This is a genomic window from Amycolatopsis sp. GM8 (assembly GCF_021653975.1).
In the GTDB taxonomy this organism is placed as follows: Bacteria; Actinomycetota; Actinomycetes; order Mycobacteriales; family Pseudonocardiaceae; genus Amycolatopsis_E.
Genome location: NZ_JAJKFK010000005.1, coordinates 17960 through 38520 on the forward strand (window position 1 = coordinate 17960; position 20561 = coordinate 38520).

The 20561-nt window shown below is 70.0% G+C and carries 22 protein-coding genes and 1 riboswitch; of the genes, 15 read left to right on the forward strand and 7 right to left on the reverse strand.

Going from position 1 to position 20561, the window contains the following annotated elements:
* The first annotated feature begins 6 nt into the window (after positions 1-6).
* The 9 genes from cysD (at position 7) to LOZ83_RS23535 (ending at position 8048) form a co-directional block, all read left to right on the forward strand.
* Complete coding sequence (gene cysD, locus LOZ83_RS23495; protein WP_236793602.1) at positions 7-930, forward strand: sulfate adenylyltransferase subunit CysD; 924 nt, start codon at positions 7-9, stop codon at positions 928-930.
* Positions 930-2210, forward strand: coding sequence for a sulfate adenylyltransferase subunit 1 (locus LOZ83_RS23500; protein WP_236793604.1), 1281 nt, complete (start codon positions 930-932; stop codon positions 2208-2210). The genes cysD and LOZ83_RS23500 overlap by 1 nt, the downstream gene beginning before the upstream one ends.
* Before the next feature lie 17 nt (positions 2211-2227).
* The gene (locus LOZ83_RS23505) at positions 2228-3286 is read left to right on the forward strand and encodes an ABC transporter substrate-binding protein (protein WP_374202699.1); all 1059 of its coding nucleotides are present in this window, start codon (positions 2228-2230) and stop codon (positions 3284-3286) included.
* Positions 3287-3299: 13 nt separating this feature from the next.
* Positions 3300-4097 (forward strand): ABC transporter ATP-binding protein, encoded by a 798-nt coding sequence (locus LOZ83_RS23510; RefSeq protein ID WP_236793606.1) that lies wholly within the window; start codon positions 3300-3302, stop codon positions 4095-4097.
* Positions 4084-4956: an ABC transporter permease gene (locus LOZ83_RS23515; RefSeq protein ID WP_236793608.1), complete on the forward strand. Its 873-nt coding sequence runs from the start codon at positions 4084-4086 to the stop codon at positions 4954-4956. The genes LOZ83_RS23510 and LOZ83_RS23515 overlap by 14 nt, the downstream gene beginning before the upstream one ends.
* Positions 4957-5658: a sirohydrochlorin chelatase gene (locus tag LOZ83_RS23520; protein WP_236793610.1), complete on the forward strand. Its 702-nt coding sequence runs from the start codon at positions 4957-4959 to the stop codon at positions 5656-5658.
* Positions 5655-6533, forward strand: coding sequence for a TIGR03854 family LLM class F420-dependent oxidoreductase (locus LOZ83_RS23525; RefSeq protein WP_236793612.1), 879 nt, complete (start codon positions 5655-5657; stop codon positions 6531-6533). Before LOZ83_RS23520 ends, LOZ83_RS23525 begins: the two co-directional genes overlap by 4 nt.
* A gap of 123 nt (positions 6534-6656) precedes the next feature.
* The gene (locus LOZ83_RS23530) at positions 6657-7250 is read left to right on the forward strand and encodes a Uma2 family endonuclease (protein ID WP_236793614.1); all 594 of its coding nucleotides are present in this window, start codon (positions 6657-6659) and stop codon (positions 7248-7250) included.
* A 24-nt stretch (positions 7251-7274) separates the two neighbouring features.
* Positions 7275-8048 carry an enoyl-CoA hydratase family protein gene (locus tag LOZ83_RS23535; RefSeq protein ID WP_236793616.1) on the forward strand — a complete coding sequence of 258 codons (774 nt, stop codon included), beginning with the start codon at positions 7275-7277 and terminating at the stop codon, positions 8046-8048.
* On the opposite strand, the gene LOZ83_RS23540 is transcribed toward LOZ83_RS23535, so the two are convergent.
* From LOZ83_RS23540 to LOZ83_RS23550, 3 genes are read right to left on the reverse strand one after another with little or no spacing between them, the layout of a single operon-like run.
* Positions 8045-8410 carry a barstar family protein gene (locus LOZ83_RS23540; protein WP_236793618.1) on the reverse strand — a complete coding sequence of 122 codons (366 nt, stop codon included), beginning with the start codon at positions 8408-8410 and terminating at the stop codon, positions 8045-8047. The two genes, LOZ83_RS23535 and LOZ83_RS23540, sit on opposite strands and share 4 nt — an antisense overlap.
* 13 nt (positions 8411-8423) lie before the next feature.
* Complete coding sequence (locus LOZ83_RS23545; RefSeq protein ID WP_236793620.1) at positions 8424-8822, reverse strand: ribonuclease domain-containing protein; 399 nt, start codon at positions 8820-8822, stop codon at positions 8424-8426.
* Positions 8823-8832: 10 nt separating this feature from the next.
* A complete protein-coding gene (locus LOZ83_RS23550) occupies positions 8833-9033 on the reverse strand; it encodes a hypothetical protein (protein WP_236793622.1) in 201 nt (66 codons plus the stop codon).
* A 41-nt stretch (positions 9034-9074) separates the two neighbouring features.
* Here LOZ83_RS23550 and LOZ83_RS23555 point away from each other — a divergent pair, with 41 nt between their 5' ends.
* The 3 genes from LOZ83_RS23555 to LOZ83_RS23565 all read left to right on the forward strand — a co-directional run bounded on the left by LOZ83_RS23555 (position 9075) and on the right by LOZ83_RS23565 (position 11580).
* Positions 9075-10040: a zinc-binding dehydrogenase gene (locus LOZ83_RS23555; protein ID WP_236793624.1), complete on the forward strand. Its 966-nt coding sequence runs from the start codon at positions 9075-9077 to the stop codon at positions 10038-10040.
* 114 nt (positions 10041-10154) lie between these two features.
* Complete coding sequence (locus LOZ83_RS23560) at positions 10155-11117, forward strand: alpha/beta hydrolase (protein WP_236793625.1); 963 nt, start codon at positions 10155-10157, stop codon at positions 11115-11117.
* A gap of 22 nt (positions 11118-11139) precedes the next feature.
* Positions 11140-11580 (forward strand): pyridoxamine 5'-phosphate oxidase, encoded by a 441-nt coding sequence (locus tag LOZ83_RS23565; RefSeq protein ID WP_236793627.1) that lies wholly within the window; start codon positions 11140-11142, stop codon positions 11578-11580.
* Position 11581: 1 nt separating this feature from the next.
* Here LOZ83_RS23565 and lepA read toward each other — a convergent pair whose 3' ends face one another.
* Positions 11582-13426 carry a translation elongation factor 4 gene (gene lepA / locus LOZ83_RS23570; protein WP_236793629.1) on the reverse strand — a complete coding sequence of 615 codons (1845 nt, stop codon included), beginning with the start codon at positions 13424-13426 and terminating at the stop codon, positions 11582-11584.
* A 110-nt stretch (positions 13427-13536) separates the two neighbouring features.
* On the opposite strand from lepA, the gene LOZ83_RS23575 reads away from it, so the two are divergent.
* Both LOZ83_RS23575 and rpsT read left to right on the forward strand, forming a co-directional pair.
* On the forward strand, positions 13537-14112 hold the full coding sequence (locus LOZ83_RS23575) for a class I SAM-dependent methyltransferase (RefSeq protein ID WP_236793631.1): 576 nt from the start codon (positions 13537-13539) through the stop codon (positions 14110-14112).
* A 144-nt stretch (positions 14113-14256) separates the two neighbouring features.
* Complete coding sequence (rpsT, locus tag LOZ83_RS23580; protein WP_236793633.1) at positions 14257-14517, forward strand: 30S ribosomal protein S20; 261 nt, start codon at positions 14257-14259, stop codon at positions 14515-14517.
* Positions 14518-14909: 392 nt separating this feature from the next.
* Here the strand turns inward: rpsT and holA are convergent, their stop codons facing one another.
* Complete coding sequence (gene holA / locus LOZ83_RS23585; RefSeq protein WP_236793635.1) at positions 14910-15890, reverse strand: DNA polymerase III subunit delta; 981 nt, start codon at positions 15888-15890, stop codon at positions 14910-14912.
* 113 nt (positions 15891-16003) lie between these two features.
* Positions 16004-16136, forward strand: a riboswitch (SAM riboswitch).
* A gap of 12 nt (positions 16137-16148) precedes the next feature.
* Here holA and thrC point away from each other — a divergent pair.
* On the forward strand, positions 16149-17408 hold the full coding sequence (thrC, locus tag LOZ83_RS23590) for a threonine synthase (protein ID WP_236793637.1): 1260 nt from the start codon (positions 16149-16151) through the stop codon (positions 17406-17408).
* A 1-nt stretch (position 17409) separates the two neighbouring features.
* Here the strand turns inward: thrC and LOZ83_RS23595 are convergent, their stop codons facing one another.
* Positions 17410-19776, reverse strand: a complete 2367-nt coding sequence (locus tag LOZ83_RS23595) for a ComEC/Rec2 family competence protein (protein ID WP_236793639.1) — start codon at positions 19774-19776, stop codon at positions 17410-17412.
* Positions 19776-20519, reverse strand: a complete 744-nt coding sequence (locus LOZ83_RS23600; RefSeq protein WP_236793641.1) for a ComEA family DNA-binding protein — start codon at positions 20517-20519, stop codon at positions 19776-19778. The genes LOZ83_RS23595 and LOZ83_RS23600 overlap by 1 nt, the downstream gene beginning before the upstream one ends.
* Positions 20520-20561 lie beyond the last annotated feature (42 nt).

A 20561-nucleotide genomic window follows, 5' to 3' on the forward strand; every position in this document is an offset into this window, starting at 1 on the left:
AGAGAGATGACCACGCTGGAAGTCCCCGCGAGTGACGCCGCCACCGATCATCTGGCGGCCCTGGAATCCGAGGCCATCCACATCTTCCGTGAGGTGGCGGGTGAGTTCGACCGGCCGGTGATCCTGTTCTCCGGCGGCAAGGACTCGACCCTGCTGCTGCACCTGGCGATCAAGGCGTTCTGGCCGGCGCCGGTGCCGTTCCCACTGCTGCACGTGGACACCGGGCACAACTTCGACGAGGTGATCGCGTTCCGCGACGCGGTCGTCGAGAAGTACGGCCTGCGCCTGATCGTGGCGAACGTGCAGGACTGGATCGACGACGGGCGGCTCACCGAGCGCCCGGACGGCACCCGCAACCCGCTGCAGACCCAGCCGCTGCTGGACTCGATCACCGGGCACAAGTTCGACGCGGTGTTCGGCGGCGGCCGCCGGGACGAGGAGCGCGCGCGGGCCAAGGAACGGATCTTCAGCCTGCGCAACGCGTTCGGCCAGTGGGAGCCGCGCCGCCAGCGTCCCGAATTGTGGAACCTCTACAACGGAAGGCACCGGCCGGGGGAACATGTGCGCGTGTTCCCGCTGTCGAACTGGACCGAAGCCGACGTGTGGAACTACATCGCGCGCGAAAACGTCGAGCTGCCTTCGATCTACTACGCGCACCGCCGCAAGGTCTACCGGCGCGACGGGATGTGGCTGACCGAAGGCCCGTGGGGTGGCCCGCGCGAGAGCGAAGAGGTGAAGGACCTTTCGGTGCGCTACCGCACGGTCGGCGACGGCTCGTGCACCGGCGCGGTGGAATCCGAAGCCACCACGGTGGACCAGGTCATCGCCGAAGTGCTCGCGAGCCGGCTCACCGAGCGCGGTGCGACCCGCGCCGACGACCGGTTGTCCGAGGCCGCCATGGAGGACCGCAAGCGAGAGGGCTACTTCTGATGAGTTCTCTGCTGAGGCTCGCCACCGCGGGCAGCGTGGACGACGGGAAGTCCACGCTCGTCGGGCGGCTGCTGTACGACACCAAGTCCGTGCTGGCCGACCAGCTCGACGCGGTGACCCGCGCGAGTGTCGATCGTGGACTGTCCACTCCGGACCTTTCGCTGCTCGTGGACGGGTTGCGCTCGGAACGCGAACAGGGCATCACGATCGACGTGGCGTACCGGTATTTCGCGACCCCCAAGCGTTCCTTCGTGCTCGCCGACACCCCCGGTCACGTCCAGTACACCCGCAACACCGTCACCGGCGCCTCCACGGCGCAGCTGGCGATCCTGCTGGTGGACGCGCGTAACGGCGTCGTCGAGCAGACCCGCCGCCACGCCGCGGTGCTGGCGCTGCTGGGCGTGCCCCGGCTCGTCCTGGCGGTCAACAAGATCGACCTCGTCGACTACGACGAGGAGACGTTCACCGTGATCGCCAAGGAGTTCAGCGACCACGCCGCGTCGCTCGGCTACCGGCCCGGCTCGGTGCTGACGATCCCGGTGTCCGCGCTCGTCGGGGACAACGTGGTGGACCGCTCGGCGAAAACCCCTTGGTACGACGGGCCGACGCTGCTCGAGCACCTGGAAGAGGTGCCCGCCGCACCGGATCCGCACGACGCGGCGTTCCGGTTCCCGGTGCAGTACGTGATCCGCCCGCGTACCCCCGAATACCCGGACTATCGCGGTTATGCGGGACAGGTCGCGGCCGGCACCGTGCGCCGCGGGGACGAGGTCGTGGTGCTGCCCGCCGGGCTGCGCACCACGGTCGAACGCATCGACACCGCCGACGGCCCGCTCGACGAGGCGGCCGCCGGGCGCTCGGTGACGTTGCTACTGGCCGATGATCTCGACATCTCCCGCGGTGACATCATCGCGGCGGCACAAGAGGCGCCGGTACCGGCGGACGAGTTCGGCGCGACCATCGCCTGGTTGTCGGAAAAGCCGCTGCAGCCCGGCGCCCGGGTGCTCGTCAAGCACGGCACCCGCACCGTGCAGGCTTTCGTCGAAGAGCTGCCCACCCGCTTCGACGAACAGAAGCTGTCCACTGTGGACAATCCAGGATCGTTGCAGCTCAACGAGATCGGACAGGTCCGCATCCGCACCGCGGAACCGGTGCCGATCGACGACTACGCCGTCAACCGCCGCACCGGGTCGTTCCTGGTGATCGACGCGGGCGACGGCAGCACGCTCGCCGCCGGCCTCGTCGGCGCTCCCCTGCCCATGCTCTCCCCGAGTCCCTGAGAACGAAAGGCCCGTCCGTGAAAACTGTGCGCGTCCTGGCGGTCACACTGTCGTTACTGGCAGTGGTGACCGGCTGCTCCCGAGCGGCCACCAGCGACAGCTCGTCGCCGGCGACCACCGGTGGCGGTACGCCCGCGACCGAGGTGCGGCTGGCCTATTTCCCGAACGTCACGCACGCGTCGGCACTGATCGGGCTGGACAAGGGCTACTTCACCCAGGAGCTGGGCAGCGGCACCAAGCTCACGCCGACCAAGTTCAACGCGGGCCCGGACGAGGTCTCCGCGCTGCTGGGCGGTTCCGTCGACATCGGTTTCATCGGTTCGGGCCCGGCGATCAACGCGTTCTCCAAGTCCGACGGCGAGACCGTCCGGCTGGTCGCCGGCGCCACCTCCGGCGGCGCGCAGCTCGTCGTGAAGCCGGAGATCAACACCCCGCAGGACCTGCAGGGCAAGATCGTCGCCGACCCCCAGACCGGCAACACCCAGGACGTGTCGCTCAAGAAGTGGATTTCGGACCAGAAGCTGACCGGGGTCAACATCCAGAGCGAGGACAACGCGGTCACCCTGGACCAGTTCCGCAAGGGCGCGATCGCCGGCGCGTGGCTGCCCGAGCCGTGGTCCTCGCGGCTGGTCTCCGAAGCCGGCGCCAAGGTTCTGGTGGACGAGAAGTCCCTGTGGCCCAACGGGAAGTTCCCGACAACAGTCATCATCGTGCGCAAGGACTTCCTCACCCAGCACCCGCAGACCGTGCAGGCGGTGCTCAAGGCGGTGCTCGACGCGAACAACCTCGCCGCGACCGACCCGAACGAGGCGAAGGCCGCGGTGAACCGGCAACTGAAGTCGCTCACCGGCTCGGCGCTCGCACAGCCGGTGCTGGACAGCTCGTTCGCGAACATCGAACTGACCACCGACCCGCTGGCCTCGGAGTTCCCGCAGCTGTCGCAGGACCAGGTGACCGCGGGCATCGCGAAGAGCCCCGCGAAACTCAACGGGTTCTTCGACCTGGCCGCGCTCAACACCGTGCTCACCGCGGCCGGCAAGCCGACTGTTTCGGCGGCCGGGCTCGACCAGAAGTAGAGGAGTGAAACGGATGACCGCGACGCTGGACGAGTCGACCGTGCGGCCCGCGACGGACAGTGCCGTGCGGCTTTCCGGGGTGCACAAGACCTTCGGCCAGGGCGAGCGTGGCGTGACCGCGCTCGCCGGCGTCGACCTCGACGTCGCACCGGGCGAGTTCGTGTGCCTGCTCGGCGCGTCCGGCTGCGGCAAGACGACGCTGCTGAACCTGGTGGCGGGACTGGAGAAGCCGACGGCGGGCGAGATCGAGCGCAACAGCTCGCGCCCCGCGGTGATGTTCCAGGAGGCCGCGCTGATGCCGTGGCTCACCGCCGCCGCGAACGTCGAACTTCCCTTGCGCCTGGCCGGAATCTCACGGTCCGAACGCAAGAACCGGACCATCGAGCTGCTGGATCTGGTGCGGTTGTCGGGTGTCGGCGGCAAGCGCCCGCACGAGCTGTCCGGCGGGATGCGGCAGCGTGTGGCGCTGGCTCGCGCGCTCGCCTCGGCACTGCACACGTCGGACGGTTCGCTGCCGTCGCTGCTGCTGATGGACGAGCCGTTCTCCGCGCTCGACGCGATCACCCGCGACGTGCTGCAGGCCGAGCTGGTGCGGGTGTGGCGCTCGACCGGTGCGGCCGCCGTGTTCGTGACACACGACGTGCGCGAGGCCGTGCGGCTGGGGCAGCGTGTCGTGCTGCTGTCCTCGCGGCCGGGCCGCGTCGTGCAGGAGTGGCAGGTGGCCGACCTGTCGCCCGCGGACGAAGCCGAGACCGTCACCGTCATCAACCAGCGCCTGCGCGAGGTGATCTCCAGTCATGCCGCGGCTTGACGACCTCGACGCGGCGGTCGAAGCGGGCCTCGACGCCCTCGACGCCCCGCGGGAGCGGGCGGCGCACGGCCGCCTGCGCCGGGTGCTGTGGGCGGTGCTGCCGCCCGTCGCGTTCCTCGTGGTCGTCATCGCGATCTGGCAAGCCTTGTGGGCGGCGGCTTTCTGGCCCGAATACCAGCTTCCCGCGCCGATCGCGGTGTGGAACGAGCTGTGGGCGCGGATCGCCGACGGGCAGGCCTTCGGGTTCATCTGGACGTCGGTGCACCGCGCGGTGCTCGGCTTCCTCATCGCGATCGTCATCGCGACGCCGCTCGGCCTCGCGGTGGCGAAGATCCGGCTGATCCGCTCGGCGATCGGGCCGTTCCTGTCCGGGCTGCAGAGCCTGCCGTCGGTGGCCTGGGTGCCGGCCGCGGTGCTGTGGTTCGGCATCACCCCGACGACCATGTACGCCGTGCTGCTGCTGGGCAGCGTGCCGTCGATCGCGAACGGCCTGGTCGCCGGGATCGACCAGGTCCCGCCGATCCTGCCGCGGGTGGGCAAGGTGCTGGGCGCGGGACGGCTGCAGGCGTCGTGGCACATCCTGCTGCCCGCCGCGCTGCCCGGGTATCTCGCGGGACTCAAGCAGGGCTGGGCCTTCTCGTGGCGTTCGCTGATGGCGGCGGAGATCATCGCGGCGTCCCCGTTGCTGGGCAAGGGACTCGGCGCGTACCTCGACGACGGGCGGACGCTGTCGGACATCCCGACGGTGATCTCGGCGATCATCCTGATCCTGCTGGTGGGCGTGGGGATCGAGCTGCTGGTGTTCCGCCCGCTGGAGCGGCAGGTGCTGCGCACGCGCGGGCTGAGCGGGACGGCGTAGGTGCGCGCGCCGCTCGTGGTGGTCGCGCACGGCAGCCGGGATCCCCGTTCCGCCGAGGCGATTCGCGCGCTGCCACTGGACGCGCGGGTGTCCTTTTTGGACCTGTCCGAACCGTTGCTGACCGATGTGCTGCGGTCGCTGTACGCCGAGGGGCACCGCGACGCCGTGGTGGTGCCGTTGTTGCTCGGCCGCGCCTATCACGCCCGGGTGGACCTACCCGCGCTGGTGCGCGAGGTGCCGCGACTGCGAGTGTCCATTGCGGACGTTCTCGGGCAGGATCCGCTGCTGGAGACCGTGGCGCTGGACCACTTGCGCGACGCCGGCGCGGATCCCGATGATCCCTCGCTCGGTGTCGTGCTGGCAGCAGTCGGTTCCTCGCAGGCGCCCGCGAACGAGGCGGTCACGGCGCTCGCCCGGCGGTGGAACTCGCGGTACCCGATGCTCGTCGCGCCCGCGTTCGCGACGGCCAAGCCGGATGTCGCCGCCGCCATCGCGAAACTCCGCGCCCGCGGCGCGCGGCGGTTCGCGGTCGCTTCCTGGTTCCTGGCACCGGGTTTGCTGCCGGACCGGATCGCGGCCGCGGCGCGCGTGGCGGAACCTTCCGTGCTACTGGCGGATTCCCTGGCACCGGACTCGCGGGTGGCGGACCTGGTGCTGGCGCGGTACCACGCGGCGCTCGGCTGCGTATCGTGGGCGGTATGAAAATCCGCATCGGTATCGGTCTGGGCGCGGAAACCGCACCGGCGGACTTCACCGGAATCGTCGACCGGCTCGAGGCGGCCGGGGTCGACTCGCTGTGGTTGTCGGAACTGGTGTACTCGGACGCGGTCGACCCGTTCATCGGGATGGCGCACGCGCTGGCGCGCACCACACACCTGAAGGTCGGCACGTCGGTCGCGGTCCTGCCGGGGCGGCAGCCGGTGCTGGTGGCCAAACAGCTGGCGTCCTTGGCCGCGCTGGCGCCGAAACGGGTGCTGCCGGCCTTCGGGCTGCGTCCGGCGAGGCGTTCGGAATGGGACCTGTTCGAGGTCCCCGACGGCCGCCGGGCGGACGTGTTCGACGAGTCGCTGCGGCTGCTGCGCGCGACCCTGCACGGCGGCGGCGATTTCGCGGGCGAGTTCTTCAAACTCGACGGCGTGCGGGTCGGGCCTGTGCCGAGCGCTCCCTTGGACATCTGGCTCGGCGGTGCGGCACCGGCCGCGTTCCGCCGCATCGGCCGCTACGCCGACGGCTGGCTCGGCAGTTTCCTGCCCGCCGCCGACGCCCGCGCGGCCCGGCTCGCGATCGAGTCCGCGGCGGCCGAGGCGGGTCGGGAGATCGAGCCGGACCACTACGGGCTGAGCCTGAGCCTCGTCGAGGGCGGCATCACCCCGGAACTCGCTGCGGCCGCCCGCACTCGCCGCCCCGGCGCCGATCCCGCGGAGATGCTGGCCGGCAGCTGGCCGGACCTGCACCGCCTGCTCGACGGCTACATCGAGGCGGGGCTGACGAAGTTCGTGGTCCACCACCGCGGCCCGCAGCCGTTCGGCGAATTCCTGGACGCCTTCGTGCGGGAGCTGGTACCCCGGCAGACCTGACGCGGCTGGCAACGAGGCATTTCCTGGGCGATGATGGGCGATGACTGGCTCGAACAGACGCGGAAGAGCGCGGTTTCGGCTGGCAGAACGCCTGCAAGACTGGTGGCGACGTAAGGAGAAGTTGTGACTGCGCTTCCACAGCCCCAGGTGGATGGAGAGCCCCATCTGCTGACGGTCACGGAGTATGCGGCGCTCGGTGAGACCGAGCCTGGTTACACAGAGCTTCAGGACGGCCACCTCTTGATGTCGCCGAGCCCGCGACCCGCGCACAATCGCGCATCAAAAAGACTTGCGTATCAACTCGATGCCCAGATACCCGAACGATACGAAGTCTTTCAAGACATCGACATCGATCTCGAACTCACTTCGCCGGACGAACCGGGGTTCTCGCGCCGCCCCGATCTCATCGTGGTCGAGCGCGAAGCAGTCGAACACGCCGAGCGAGACGGAACACTCATCCGGGCCGCCAACGTGCTGATCGTCATCGAGATCGTCTCGCCCAGCTCGCACCGGATGGACACGGTCGTCAAGCACGGCGAGTACGCCGACGCGGGCATCCCGCATTACTGGATCGTCGACCTCGATGACCCGATTTCCCTTGTCGCCGGCCATCTTGCCGGCGAGTTCGGCTATCAGGACGCTCCCGCCGCCACCCGCACCTTCAGCACGAAGGAACCGTTCCCGATCGAACTCGACCTGAACCGGCTTCGCGCCTGACACCGCGTCGTTAGAGTGACGGCCATGGCTGACGAACTGGTGCACTACTCGATGTCGAGCGGTACCGCGACGATCACCTTGGACTCGCCGCACAACCGCAACGCGCTGTCCGCCCAGCTGCGCCGCGAGCTGCGCGCGTCCCTGGCGAAGGCCCATGGCGACCACACCGTGCGGGTCATCGTGCTCACCCACACGGGGCCGGTGTTCTGCGCCGGTATGGACCTGAAGGAGGCCCGCGGCGCGGGCGCGGGTGACCAGGGTGTCAACGAGTTTCCCGAGATCCTGCAACAGATCTGGAACAGCCCCAAGCCGGTGGTCGCGCGGCTCACCGGCCCGGCGCGGGCCGGTGGCGTCGGGATGGTCGCCGCGTGCGACATCGTGGTCGCCGCGAAGGAAGCCACGTTCGCGTTCTCCGAGGTCCGGATCGGCGTCGTCCCCGCGGTGATCTCGCTCGTCGTGCTCCCCCGCATCACCCCGCGCGCCGCGCAGGAACTGTTCCTCACCGGCGAGACGTTCGACTCCGCCCGCGCCGCCGAGATCGGCCTGATCACCGCCGCGGTGGACGTCGAGAAGCTCGATGACGAGGTGGCTCACTACGTCCGCGCGCTCGCACTCGGCGGCCCGAACGCGCTGGCCGCGACGAAGGAACTGCTGGCGAGCCCGAAGCCGCCCACCCCGTCGGCCGGGTTCAACGCGATGAACGCCCTGTCCGCCCAGTTCTTCGCGAGCGAAGAAGGCCAGGAGGGCATCGTCGCCTTCGCGCAGAAGCGCACACCGAACTGGGTGCCGGCCGACTAGTCGGCGTCGGAAAGCGCCAGTGTCAGGCGGCGGCTGTCAGCACGGTCGCCGCCCGGCGCCAGGGCGCGCTCGGCGTCCGACAGCACGCTCCGGATCGCCAGGTACGCCCGCGGGTCCGCCGCCTTCAGCTCGTCCGAGCCGCTCCAGATGAGCACGTGTTCCCCGCTGGGCAGCCAGGACAGGTCGGTGAGACCGTCGTAGAGCGCGTCGAGGTTCCGGCCGAACCACTCCGGGAACGACAGCGCCGCCGCGATGGCGTCCAATGTGGACAGTTTGTCGACCGGGTGGCCCGCGATCACGTGCGAGTAGGCGCCGCGGGCGCGCGCCTGGTCGGCGATGGTCTTGTTGCTGATGTGCTCCATGGCCTTCAACTTGCTATCTGGAGGGATCGACGACGACGAAGGACGCGTAATGGTCACCGGTGTAGTACAGCTCGTGTCCCCCGCCGGTGATCAGCCGCCGCGGGCCACGGTCCGCGCTGCCGGGCGTGGGCACCGTGTACTCATGGTAGTAACCGCGTTGCTCGTCCGGCAGCCGTTTCTCACGATTGTCGAACACGACCCCGTCATTGCGCGGATAGGGAAACGGACCGTCGCGCTGGATCAGCCGCCAGGTCTGACTCGCCTCGGCCGGCAACGTGGACAGCGCCTTCGTCGCCATCCCGGAACCGGCGCTGCTGCTGCCACCGCTGCCGAGATCCTTGATCAGCCAGCCGCCCGCCACGAGCACCAGGAGCCCGATCAGCGCAACCGTGATCCGCCGTCTGCTTGACACCCGCGCAACTCTAGGACTGGCGTGGACAGTCCTCGTCACGGGACGGTCGCAACCAGGCCGCGACGCGGTCCACGATCCGGTCGATCAGCCACGCCGCGCCCACGCACAGCGGCGCCAGGACCACGATGGCCAGGACGAACTGCAGCGGGAACCACAGCTGCGCCAGCCACAGCTCCGCCTGGTCCCACCAGTTGCCCAGTCCTGCGAACACAGTCACAGCCTACGCGGGATGCCGCGAGGTAGTTTGCTGGCATGTTCGCCGTGTATGCCAAAGAAGCCAACTACGACAACCCCCTGGACTCCCTCGTCGTCGGCGAGCGCCCCGAGCCCGAGGTGCCGGACGGTTGGGTGAAGGTCACGGTCCGCGCGGCCAGCCTCAACATGCACGACATCTGGACCCTGCGCGGAGTGGGCATCAAGGCCGAGCAGTTCCCGATGATCCTGGGCTGCGACGGCGCCGGGGTGCTCGAAGACGGCACCGAGGTCGTGCTGCACTCCGTGGTCAACGCGCCTGGCTGGCAGGGCGACGACACGCTCGACCCGAAGCGCACCCTGCTGACCGAGAAGTACCAGGGCACCTTCGCCGACCAGGTGGTCGTGCCCGCGCGCAACGCCGTCCCCAAGCCCGCCGGCCTGTCTTTCACCGAAGCCGCGACGATGGGCACCGCGTGGCTGACCGCGTACCGGATGCTGTTCGTGAAATCGGGCCTTCGCCCCGGCCAGACGATGCTCGTGCAGGGCGCCTCCGGCGGCGTGTCGACGGCGCTCGTGCAGCTCGGCCGCGCGGCCGGGTTCCGCGTGTGGGTGACCGGCCGCAGTGAGGAAAAGCGAGCGCTGGCGGAGCAGCTCGGCGCCCACCAGACGTTCGAGTCGGGCGCGCGGCTCCCCGAACGGGTGGACGCGGTGTTCGAGACGGTCGGCAAGGCGACCTGGGGTCATTCCCTGAAGTCGCTCAAGCCGGGCGGGATCGTCGTCGTGTCCGGCTCGACCAGCGGCCCCGACCCGAGCGCAGACCTGCAGCGGGTGTTCTTCCTGCAGCTGCGTGTCGTCGGGTCGACCATGGGCACCCGCGACGAGCTGGCGAGCCTGCTGGAGTACGTCGACCTGGCCGGGATCAAGCCCCAGATCGGCGCCGAACTGCCGCTCACCGATGCCGAAAAAGGCATCCGGGACATGGCGGCCGGACACACCGCGGGAAAAATCGTTTTCACTCGCTAACACCACGAATTCATGCCCTGAGCTGCACAGACGCGGTGCCGACATCAGGCCGACACGTGTTTGTGACCCACGGTTTGACCGAAGAACATGAGATCTCTTCGCTAATCTGGAGACATGACCGCAATGGAGCGGGCGCGGCCCGAGACCCCGGCGTTGTTCGCCGGCCCGGAGCTGATCCGGGCCGGCGAACGCAGCTACGCCGGCGTCCGCACGCGCGTGCTCGAAGTCGGCCCGAAGCGGCTCACCCGCGGTGCTCCCAGGCTGGTCCTCCTCCACGGTTACTGCGACAGCGCCGACACCTGGCGCCCGGTCCTCGAACAGCTCGCCGAATCCGGGATCTCCGCGGTCGCGGTCGACCTGCCGGGCTTCGGGGAGGCCGACCCGCTGCGCGCCGGCCCGATGCTCCCCCAGCTCGACCTGTTCGTCGACGCGGTGCTCGAAGAGCAGACGAAACACGGCAAGGTCGTGCTGGCCGGCAACTCGCTCGGCGGCACGATGGGCCTGCGCGCCGCGCACACCGCCCGGCGCCCGATCGCCGGCGTCGTCTCGATCGCCGCGCCCGGCTTCGTCGACTCGTGGCTCATCCGCGCGATCGGCACGTACCCGTTGCGACTGTGGGCTTCGCTGCCCCTGCCGGTACCGGACTTCGTCGTGCGCGGCGTCGCCGAGTACGTCGTGCCGCGCCTGCTGTACGCCGACCGCGCTGTCGCGGCCGACGAACACGTGCGCCGCTTCATCGACCTCTTTCCCGACTACCGCTCGGCCACGACACGTCTGGACCAGGCGCGGCAGCTCGTCGAGGAGCTCTCCCAGGCGTATGACGGGATCGACGACATCACGACCCCGCTGCTCGTCGTGGCGTGCGGCAAGGACCGGCTGGTCACCGCGAACTCGGGGCGGCGCCTGCATTCCCTGGTGCCGCACAGCCGCCTGCTCATCCGCGAGGACTGGGGGCACTGCCCGCAGCTGGACGACCCGTCGACGCTCGCCGAGCTGATCGGCTACTTCACCACCGACGTGACGCGCAAGCGCAAGGCCCGGCGCACGAAGGCCGCGGCGCTGCCGATCGCCGGTTGAGTTTTCGCGCTACGGTCGGGGCATGGCAGATCTTTCCCGCGTGGGCAAGCTCGCCCTCGCCGAACACGGGCTCGCCACCATCTCCGTCGCACGCGCCGACGGCACCGTGCACTCGTCGGTCGTGAACGCCGGGCTCATCGACGATCCGGTGACCGGCACCCCGGGCGTCGGCTTCGTCGCCCGCGGCGGCACGCGCAAGCTGGCCCTGCTGCGCGAGCGCGCCAACGGCACGATCGTGTTCCGCCGCGGCTGGGAATGGGCTTCGGTCCAGGGCCCGGTGCGGCTGATCGGGCCCGACGACCCGGATCCGGCCTTCGACCCGGCCGGTCTCCCCCGCCTGCTGCGCGACGTGTTCATCGCCGCGACGGGCACGCACGACGACTGGGCCGAATACGACCGGGTGATGGCCGCCGAACGCCGCTGCGCGGTTTTCCTTGCCGCGCAACGGGTTTACGGCAACTGAGCTACTTCTTCTTGCCCTTGTCGGCGGGCTCGGTGGTGGACAGCGCCGCGACGAAGGCCTCCTGCGGGACCTCGACCCGCCCGATGTTCTTCATCCGCTTCTTGCCTTCCTTCTGCTTCTCCAGCAGCTTCCGCTTCCGCGAGATGTCACCGCCGTAGCACTTGGCGAGGACGTCCTTGCGGATGGCGCGGATCGTCTCGCGCGCGATGATCCGCGAGCCGACGGCGGCCTGGATCGGCACCTCGAACTGCTGGCGCGGGATCAGCTCCCGCAGCCGGGTGGTCATCCTGTTGCCGTAGGCGGACGCCGCGTCCTTGTGCACGATCGCGGAGAACGCGTCGACCGGCTCGCCCTGCAGCAGGATGTCCACCTTGACCAGGTCGGCGATCTGGTCGCCGGCATCCTCGTAGTCGAGTGAGGCGTAGCCACGGGTGCGGGACTTCAGCGAGTCGAAGAAATCGAAGATGATCTCCGCGAGCGGCAGGTGGTAGCGCAGTTCCACCCGGTCCTCGGACAGGTAGTCCATGCCCAGCAGCTGACCGCGCTTGCCCTGGCACAGCTCCATGATCGCCCCGATGAACTCGGCCGGCGCGATCACCGTGACCTTCGAGAGCGGCTCGTGCACGTCGGCGATCTTGTACCCGGTCGGCCAGTCCGACGGGTTGGTCACGGTGTGCTCGCTGTGGTCTTCGAGCACCACCCGGTACACCACGTTCGGCGCGGTCGAGATCAGGTCCAGCCCGAACTCGCGTTCCAGCCGGTCCCGGGTGATCTCCAGGTGCAGCAGCCCGAGGAAGCCACAGCGGAAGCCGAAGCCCAGCGCCACCGACGTTTCCGGCTCGAACGTCAGCGCGGCGTCGTTGAGCTGCAACTTCTCCAGCGCCTCACGCAGTTCCGGGTAGTCCGAACCGTCCACCGGGTACAGCCCCGAGTAGACCATCGGCTTCGGCTCGCGGTACCCCGTCAGCGGCTCGGTCGCGCCCTTGCGTTCGGACGTCACCGTGTCACCGACCCTGGACTGCCGGACGTCCTTCACGCCGGTGATCAGGTAACCCACCTCGCCGACGCCGAGTCCCTTGCTGGGCTTGGGTTCCGGCGAGATGATGCCGACCTCGAGCAGCTCGTGGGTGGCGCCGGTGGACATCATCCGGATCCGCTCGCGCGGGGTGATCTGCCCGTCCACGACGCGGATGTAGGTGACGACGCCGCGGTAGGTGTCGTACACGGAGTCGAAGATCATCGCCCGGGCCGGCGCGTTCGCCTCCCCCTGCGGCGGCGGCACCTGCCGGACGACCTCGTCGAGCAGCTCACGCACGCCCTGCCCGGTCTTCGCCGACACGCGCAGCACGTCGGTCGGCTCGCAGCCGATGATGTGCGCGAGCTCCGCCGCGTACTTGTCCGGGTCGGCCGCGGGCAGGTCGATCTTGTTCAGGACCGGGATGACGTGCAGGTCCTTGTCGAGCGCGAGGTACAGGTTGGCCAGGGTCTGCGCCTCGATCCCCTGCGCGGCGTCGACCAGCAGGATCGCGCCCTCGCACGCCTCGAGCGCCCGCGAGACCTCGTAGGTGAAGTCCACGTGGCCGGGCGTGTCGATCAGGTGCAGCACATGGTCCTGCCCCCCGGACTGCCACGGCAGGCGCACGTTCTGCGCCTTGATCGTGATGCCGCGCTCACGCTCGATGTCCATCCGGTCGAGGTACTGCGCGCGCATGGCCCGTTCCTCGACCACGCCGGTGAGCTGCAGCATGCGGTCGGCCAGGGTGGACTTGCCGTGGTCGATGTGCGCGATGATGCAGAAGTTCCGGATCAGCTCCGGTGGCGTGAACGTGGTGTCGGCGAACGTCACTGAACTCTTGGCTCCTTCTCGGGGTCCCCTCCAGTGTCCCATGCGCGCGGCCGGGTGATTTCCGGGTCATCCCCGATGCCGGATCACCGTGCCCGTGCTGATCTGGAGGTATGAGCAGTGCATATACCCAGGTGCTGGACCGGACCTTCGGCCATCCGCGCGGGCTGCTCGGCAGAATCGGCGGCGCCGTGATGGCGGCGGGCAACGCCGCGACCGAGCGGCATGTGGTGCACGTGGCGCGGCTCACTCCGGGTGAGACCGTGCTAGTGATCGGCCCTGGTCCCGGGGTCGGGCTGGCGACGGCGGCAGGCGAGGGACGCACGGTCATCGGTGTCGACCCGTCGGAGGAGATGCTCGCGCTGTCGCACGGCCGTTGTCCCGAGGCCGAGCTGCGGCTCGGCACCGCCGAGCGGACCGGGCAGCCGGACGAGTCGGTCGATGTCGTGCTGAGCGTGAACAACGTGCAACTGTGGGAAGACCGGGCCGCCGGCTTCGCCGAGCTGCGCCGCGTACTTCGCCCCGGCGGCCGGCTGGTGTTGTCGGCGCACGAACGATGGCTTCCGGTGCCGAGACACGAGCTGGCCGCCGAGGTCACCGCGGCCGGGTTCACGGATCTGCAGACGTGGACCTGGGATCCGCCGGGTTTCGGCTCGACCGCGGCGGAGTTGCGTGCCGTGCGTCCCTGAGGCCGGGCGCCGCGCGGGGCCGGAATCGCGACTGGTAGCCTTTTTGGTCGTTGCCGTGTGGCATTCCGCCAGGGAGGAAGCCCGGTCCGCCGGGGCCACCGAAACGCGGCAGCGAACCCGCCGAAACGATCAAGGAGCGCCCGCGTGGCCAACATCAAGTCCCAGATCAAGCGCATCAAGACGAACGAGAAGGCTCGCCAGCGCAACCAGTCGATCAAGTCCTCGGTGAAGACCGCGATCCGCAAGTTCCGCGAGGCCGCCGAGGCCGGCGACAAGGACCAGGCGATCGAGCTGCAGCGCGCCGCCGCGAAGAAGCTGGACAAGGCCGCCAGCAAGGGTGTCATCCACGCGAACCAGGCCGCCAACAAGAAGTCCGCGATGGCGAAGCGCGCGAACGAGCTCTGAGCTCGCTCGTAGTTCCCCGGAAACCCGCCGCACCCGCGGCGGGTTTCTTTTTTGTGCCCGGCCTGATCCCTTTATGTGCTCCGGCCTGCTCCTTTTGTGGCTCGACCTGCCCCGAAGCGCTTTTTGTGCCTGGCCTGCTCCTTTTGTGCGCCGGCCTGCTCCGAAGCCGCTTTTGCGCTCCGGCCTGTTTCCCTTCTTGTCTCCGGCCTGCTCCCGTCCCTGTCGCGCCCCCGCCTGCTCCCGAGGCCGCGTTGACGGCCCGGCGCGCGGCCACGACCGCCACCGACGGCGTCAGCGAGGGTCACGAGCGTCGGCGCGGGTCCCAATCGCCGACAGCGACGTCAGCGAGGGGCACTGCCGTCGGCGAGGGGCCGCAAACGCCGGCGGCGGCGTCAGCGGAGGTCGCGGGCGTCGGCGAGGTCGAGGATCGCTCGTTCCAGCGCGTACGAAGGGTCGGCGGCCGCACCTTTGACCTCGGCGTTCACCCGGGCCACGATCGCCATCGCCTTGTTCAGGCCGGCCGCGCCCCAGCCGCGCGCCTGGCCCTGTGCCTTGCGGATCTTCCATGGCGGCATCCCCAGCTCGCCCGCCATCTGGTTCGGGTTGCCGCGGCCGGCCGCCGACACCCGCGCGATGGTCCGGACGGCATCGGCGAGCGCGTCGGCCACCAGCACGTGCGGGACGCCGATCTGCTCGGCCCAGCGCATCGATTCGAGCGCGGCGGAGCGATCGCCGGCGACGGCATTCTCGGCCACCGCGAAGCCGGTCACGTCGGCCCGCCCGCGGTGGTAGCGGCGCACGGCGTCCTGGTCGACCTTGCCGCCGGAGTCGGCGACGAGCTGTGCCGCGGCGGACGCCAGCTCGCGCAGGTTCGAGCCGACCGCGTCGATGAGCGCGGCGACCGCGGCCGCGTCGATCCGGCCGCCGGCCTGCCGGATCTCGTTGCGCACGAACGCTTCCCGCTCGGCGAGCTTGGTGATCTTGGGGCAGTCGGTGATCTGGGCGCCGGCCTTGCGCAGCGCGGCCGGCAGTGCTTTGGCCGCCTTGCTCCGGCCGCCACCGGTGTGCACGACGACCAGCACGACCCCGTCGGCGGGCGACTTCACGTAAGACATCACCGCATCCGCGAGCTCCTGCGAGATGTCCTGTGCGGCGTCGAGCACGACGACCCGCCCCTCGCTGAACAGTGAGGGGCTCACCAGCTCGGCCAGGGCAGGCGGGGTCAAATCGGACACGCGGACGCGGGTCATGTCGGCGGCCGGGTCGACCAGCCGCGCCGAGTCCAGCGCGGCCCGGACGGCCCGCTCGACGAGCAGCTCTTCCTCGCCCAGGACGAGGTGCAGCGGCGACGTGGTGGTGGCTGGCGCGGTCACCCCACGATCCTGCCACGGTGACGAAGCCCGCAGGGGCATGGCGTGGACCACGACCCGTGTCGTATGTTTGTTACAGCTGCGTTGCTCTCAGTGGCACGCCGACAACCGAATACCGCTCATCCAGAGGGGCAGAGGGAACGGCCCGTTGAAGCCCCGGCAACCGGCGTCAGCCTGTCATCTCGATTCCGCGAGGTAGCTGGCGATCACGGTGCCAATTCCGGCCCGCGCCAGCGGGACAGATGAGGAAAGGACCTCGCGATGACTGCAGCCCTCCGTCCCACCAAGCACACCCTGGACCTGGGTCCCGCCGTGGAGCTGGTCTCCAAGGAGGAGGGGCACCGCCAGCCGCTGGCCCCCGAGTTCGTCTCCGCCGAGGACTTCTCGCCGCTCGAGGTCGCCTACGACTTCGGCCGTGTCCGCCGCGAGGACATCGAGGCCGGGCCGCGCAGCATCTGGCGCTACAAGAAGCTGCTGCCGGTGCCCTCGAACGTCGAAGAGATCCCGAACACCGAGCCCGGCGGCACCCGCCTGGTGCGCGCCGACCGGCTCGCCAAGGCGCTGGGCCTCAAGCGGGTCTGGGTCAAGGACGACACCGGCAACCCCACCCACTCGTTCAAGGACCGCGTGGTCGCCGTCGCGCTCGCCGCGGCCCGCGAGTTCGGCTTCGACACGCTCGCCTGTCCCTCGACGGGCAACCTCGCCAACGCCGTCGCCGCGGCCGCCGCCCGGGCGGGCTGGCAGTCGGTCGTGCTCATTCCCTCCTCTCTCGAACGCGCGAAGATCCTCACCACCGCCGTGTACGACGGCAACCTGATCGCCGTCGACGGCAACTACGACGACGTCAACCGGCTTGCGACCCAGCTCGCCGCCGAGCACGAGACGTGGGCGTTCGTGAACGTCAACGTCCGGCCGTACTACTCCGAGGGCTCGAAAACGCTCGGTTTCGAGGTCGCCGAGCAGCTGGGCTGGCGGCTGCCGGAGCAGATCGTGGTGCCGATCGCCTCCGGTTCGCAGCTGACCAAGGTGGACAAGGGCTTCCGCGAGTTCGGCAAGCTCGGCCTGGTCGAAGAGACCCCGTACAAGGTGTTCGGCGCGCAGGCCACCGGCTGTTCCCCCGTGTCCACCGCGTTCCGCAACGGCCATGACGTGGTCCAGCCGGTAAAGCCAGACACCATCGCCCGCTCGCTCGCCATCGGAAACCCGGCGGACGGCCCCTACGTGCTGGATGTCGTCAACCGCACCGGCGGCGCCATCGAGGACGTCTCCGACGAGGAGATCGTCGAGGGCATCCGGCTGCTGGCCCGCACCGAGGGCATCTTCACCGAGACCGCCGGCGGCGTCACCGTGGCGACGGCGAAGAAGCTCATCGAGACCGGCAAGCTGGACCCGGATGCCGAGACCGTCCTGCTCATCACCGGTGACGGCCTGAAGACGCTCGACGCGGTCGAAGGCCGGATCGGTCCGAAGGCGACGGTCCCGCCGTCGGTCGACGCGGTGCGCCAGGCGCTCGAGGGCTGAGTCACTTTCCCTTACGCACCACCGCCGGTTCTCCCTTGTCGGTGGTGACCGCCACGTCGCCGTCGGTGTCGGTGCGGGTGACCAGCGCACCATCGGCCGTGAGCGCGTCCACAGTGGACTTGCTCGGATGGCCGTAGCTGTTGCCCGCGCCGACGCTGATGAGTGCGAGCCGGGGAGCCACCTCGGCCAGGAACCGCGGGTTGGAGAAGCGGCTTCCGTGGTGTGGCACTTTCAATACCTCCGCGTGCAGATCGGTTCCGCTGTCGAGCAGATCGGCCTGTGCGAGTAGTTCGACGTCGCCGGTGAGCAGGACACGCCCGGCCGGCGTGAACGCGCGCAGCACGATCGAGGCGTTGTTGATGTTCGTGCCATCCGCGTCGTCGTCATCCTGCCGTGGGCTGACGTAGCGCGGTCCGATCACCTCCAGGGTTAGTCCCGGCCAGTCGAGTCGCTGGCCGAGTTCCAGTTCCAGCAGCGGCACGCCGTGTCGTGCCGCGACCTGCGCCACCTGCTGCCACGCCCACGCCGGCATGCGCCCGGGCCCGACGCCCACCGCACCGACGGAACGACCGTCGAACACGGAGTCGAGGCCGCTGATGTGGTCGGCGTGCAGGTGGCTCAGCACGACCAGCGGCACCCGATCGACACCCAGCCGTGCCAGGCATTCGTCGACCGGCCCGGGCTCGGGCCCGGTGTCCACGACGATCGCCCGCCCGGGTTCGGTCATGGACAGCACTTCCGCGTCACCCTGGCCGACGTCGCACGCGACCATCGCCCACCCGGCAGGCGGCCAGCCCGGCGCGATCACCCGGGCCGGCACCACGACCAGCAGCACGCACACCAGCGCGAGTGCGACCCCCATCCGCAACCGGGGCCGCCGGAGCACGACGATCAGCACGATCACCGCCGCGAGCGCCAGCAGCCCGCCCCACCAGCCGTCCGGCCACGGCAGTACCGCGCCCGGGACACGCGACGCATGCCGGGCGACGATCAGCAGCCAATGCGCCTCGGGTCCCGCCGCGAGCGCGGGCACGTGGGCCGCGGCAGGCCAGAACGTGGCCAGCACGGCGGTCACCACCCCCAGTACCGTTGCCGGGGCGACCACCGGTGCGGCCAGCACGTTGGCCGCGATCGACACCACGCTGACCTGGCCCGCCATCCCGGCGATGACCGGCGCGGTCACCAGGAAGGCGGCCAGCGGGATGGCCAGCCCCTCGGCGAGCCCCGGCGGCACGCCCCGCCTGGTCATCGCGTCGACCCAGCGCGGTGCCAGCAGCACGAGCCCGGCCGTGGCGACCACCGACAACGCGAAGCCGAAGTTCACCGCCATCGCCGGGTCGTAGACCACCAGGACGCACACCGCCGCCGCCAAGGCGGGTAGCACGGACCGTTTCCGCCCCAGCGCCAGAGCCAGGAGAGCGACCGCACCCATCACCCCGGCCCTGAGCACACTCGGCTCGCCCCCGGTGAGGATCACGAAACCGACGAGGGCCAGCCCGGCCACCGCCGCGGACAGTCTCGGTCCGAGCCGCAGTGCCCGGAGGAGCAGCAGGACCGCTCCAGCGACGACCGCGAGATTGCTGCCACTGACCGCCATCAGGTGCGACAACCCGGCGTCCTTGAACTCACGCTGAACCTGTGGCGATACACCGCTGGTGTCACCGACGACCAGCCCGGGCAAGAGCCCCGCCGCGTCCGGAGACAGCACCGAACAGGCCTGCCGAAGCGCCTCTCGGGTGGAGGCGGCCGCTCGCTGCCACCACGGCGGCTTCGTGGCGGCGACCGGCGGCCCACGGACGTAGACGACCGCGACTGTCAGGTCGGCGTCACGAGGCAGCGCAAGGGAACCGGTCGCGGTCACGTCCTGCGCGGGCAACAGACTCGACCACGACTGGAACGGCGCGAGCAGCACCACACGCCCTCGGGTGGCGACGGGTTTTCCCGCCGCCTCGGCCTGGTCGACCGTCGCCGCGATGACGACCGAGCGGGCGCCCGCCTGCTGACCGGCGTAGCCGGCGGACTCGATCGGCTTCGGACGCTCGTCCACCGTGACCCGCACGGTGACCGTCGCGCCCCGAGCGGCCAAAGTGGACAGTGGATCGTGCTGGGCCTGGGCCAGCCGGATGGTCAGCGGACCGGCAAGAACGAGGCCGGCGATCAGCAACGCACCCGCTCCTGCGAACCATCGCGGCCGGGTCACTCGCCAGCGCCACAGCAAGAAGGACGCCACGCCCACCGACACCAGCCCGGCTCCCAGCGCGACCCACCAGCTCCACAGCAGTCCGGTCAGTACGCCGAGCCACAGCACGAGCGCCGGCGGAACCAGCCGGAAGTCTTGCCACGCCGGGGTTTCGGGGTCGGCGAGCATCAGACCGTCACCTGGTCACGCAGCTTCGCGAACTTCGCCGGGCCGATGCCGTCGATCTCCTGCAACTGGTCGATCGAGTCGAACGACCCGTGCTGGGTGCGCCAGTCGATGATGCGTTTCGCGGTGACCTCGCCGACGCCCGGCAGCGAGTCGAGCTGCTCGGCCGACGCCGTGTTCAGGTTGAGTTTTCCCGGTGCGGTGGGGACGTCGGCTCGCTGCGGTGCCCCGTCGGGCGGCGGGGCGACCCCGACGTAGAGCTGCTCTCCGTCGGTCAGCTTCCTGGCGAGGTTGAGCGCGGTGATGTCGGTGCCGTCGAGGGCTCCGCCGGCCGCGCTCAGGGCGTCGGTGACACGGGCTCCACTCGGGACGGTCACGAGGCCGGGCGACCGGACTTTCCCGACCACGCTGACCACAAGGGAGCTGTCGGCCGCCTTCGACGGTGCCGCGACGGTCGGCGGGTGATCACGCGCGGCCGGGAGCAGCGGGGCCTGCTCCGCGGGTGGGCCGCCGCCGAGCAGCAGGATGGAGCCGCCGACCAGGGCCACCACGACGGCCAGCACCGCGAGCACCGCGGTGAGCCGGCGGCGGGCCGGACTGCGAGTGAGTGCGGGCGGCACCCAGCGCTCGACGAGCTTGCCCACGAGTGGTGGCTCGCGGGCCGCTGTCAGCGCCTGGGCGGCGAGCTGCTGGAGCCGGTCGCGGGCCTGGGGTGCCGGTGTCTGGGGGAAGGTTTGTTCGAACACGCGATCGACGTTATGGAGGGTGGGCCCGGGTTGGCCAGTGGG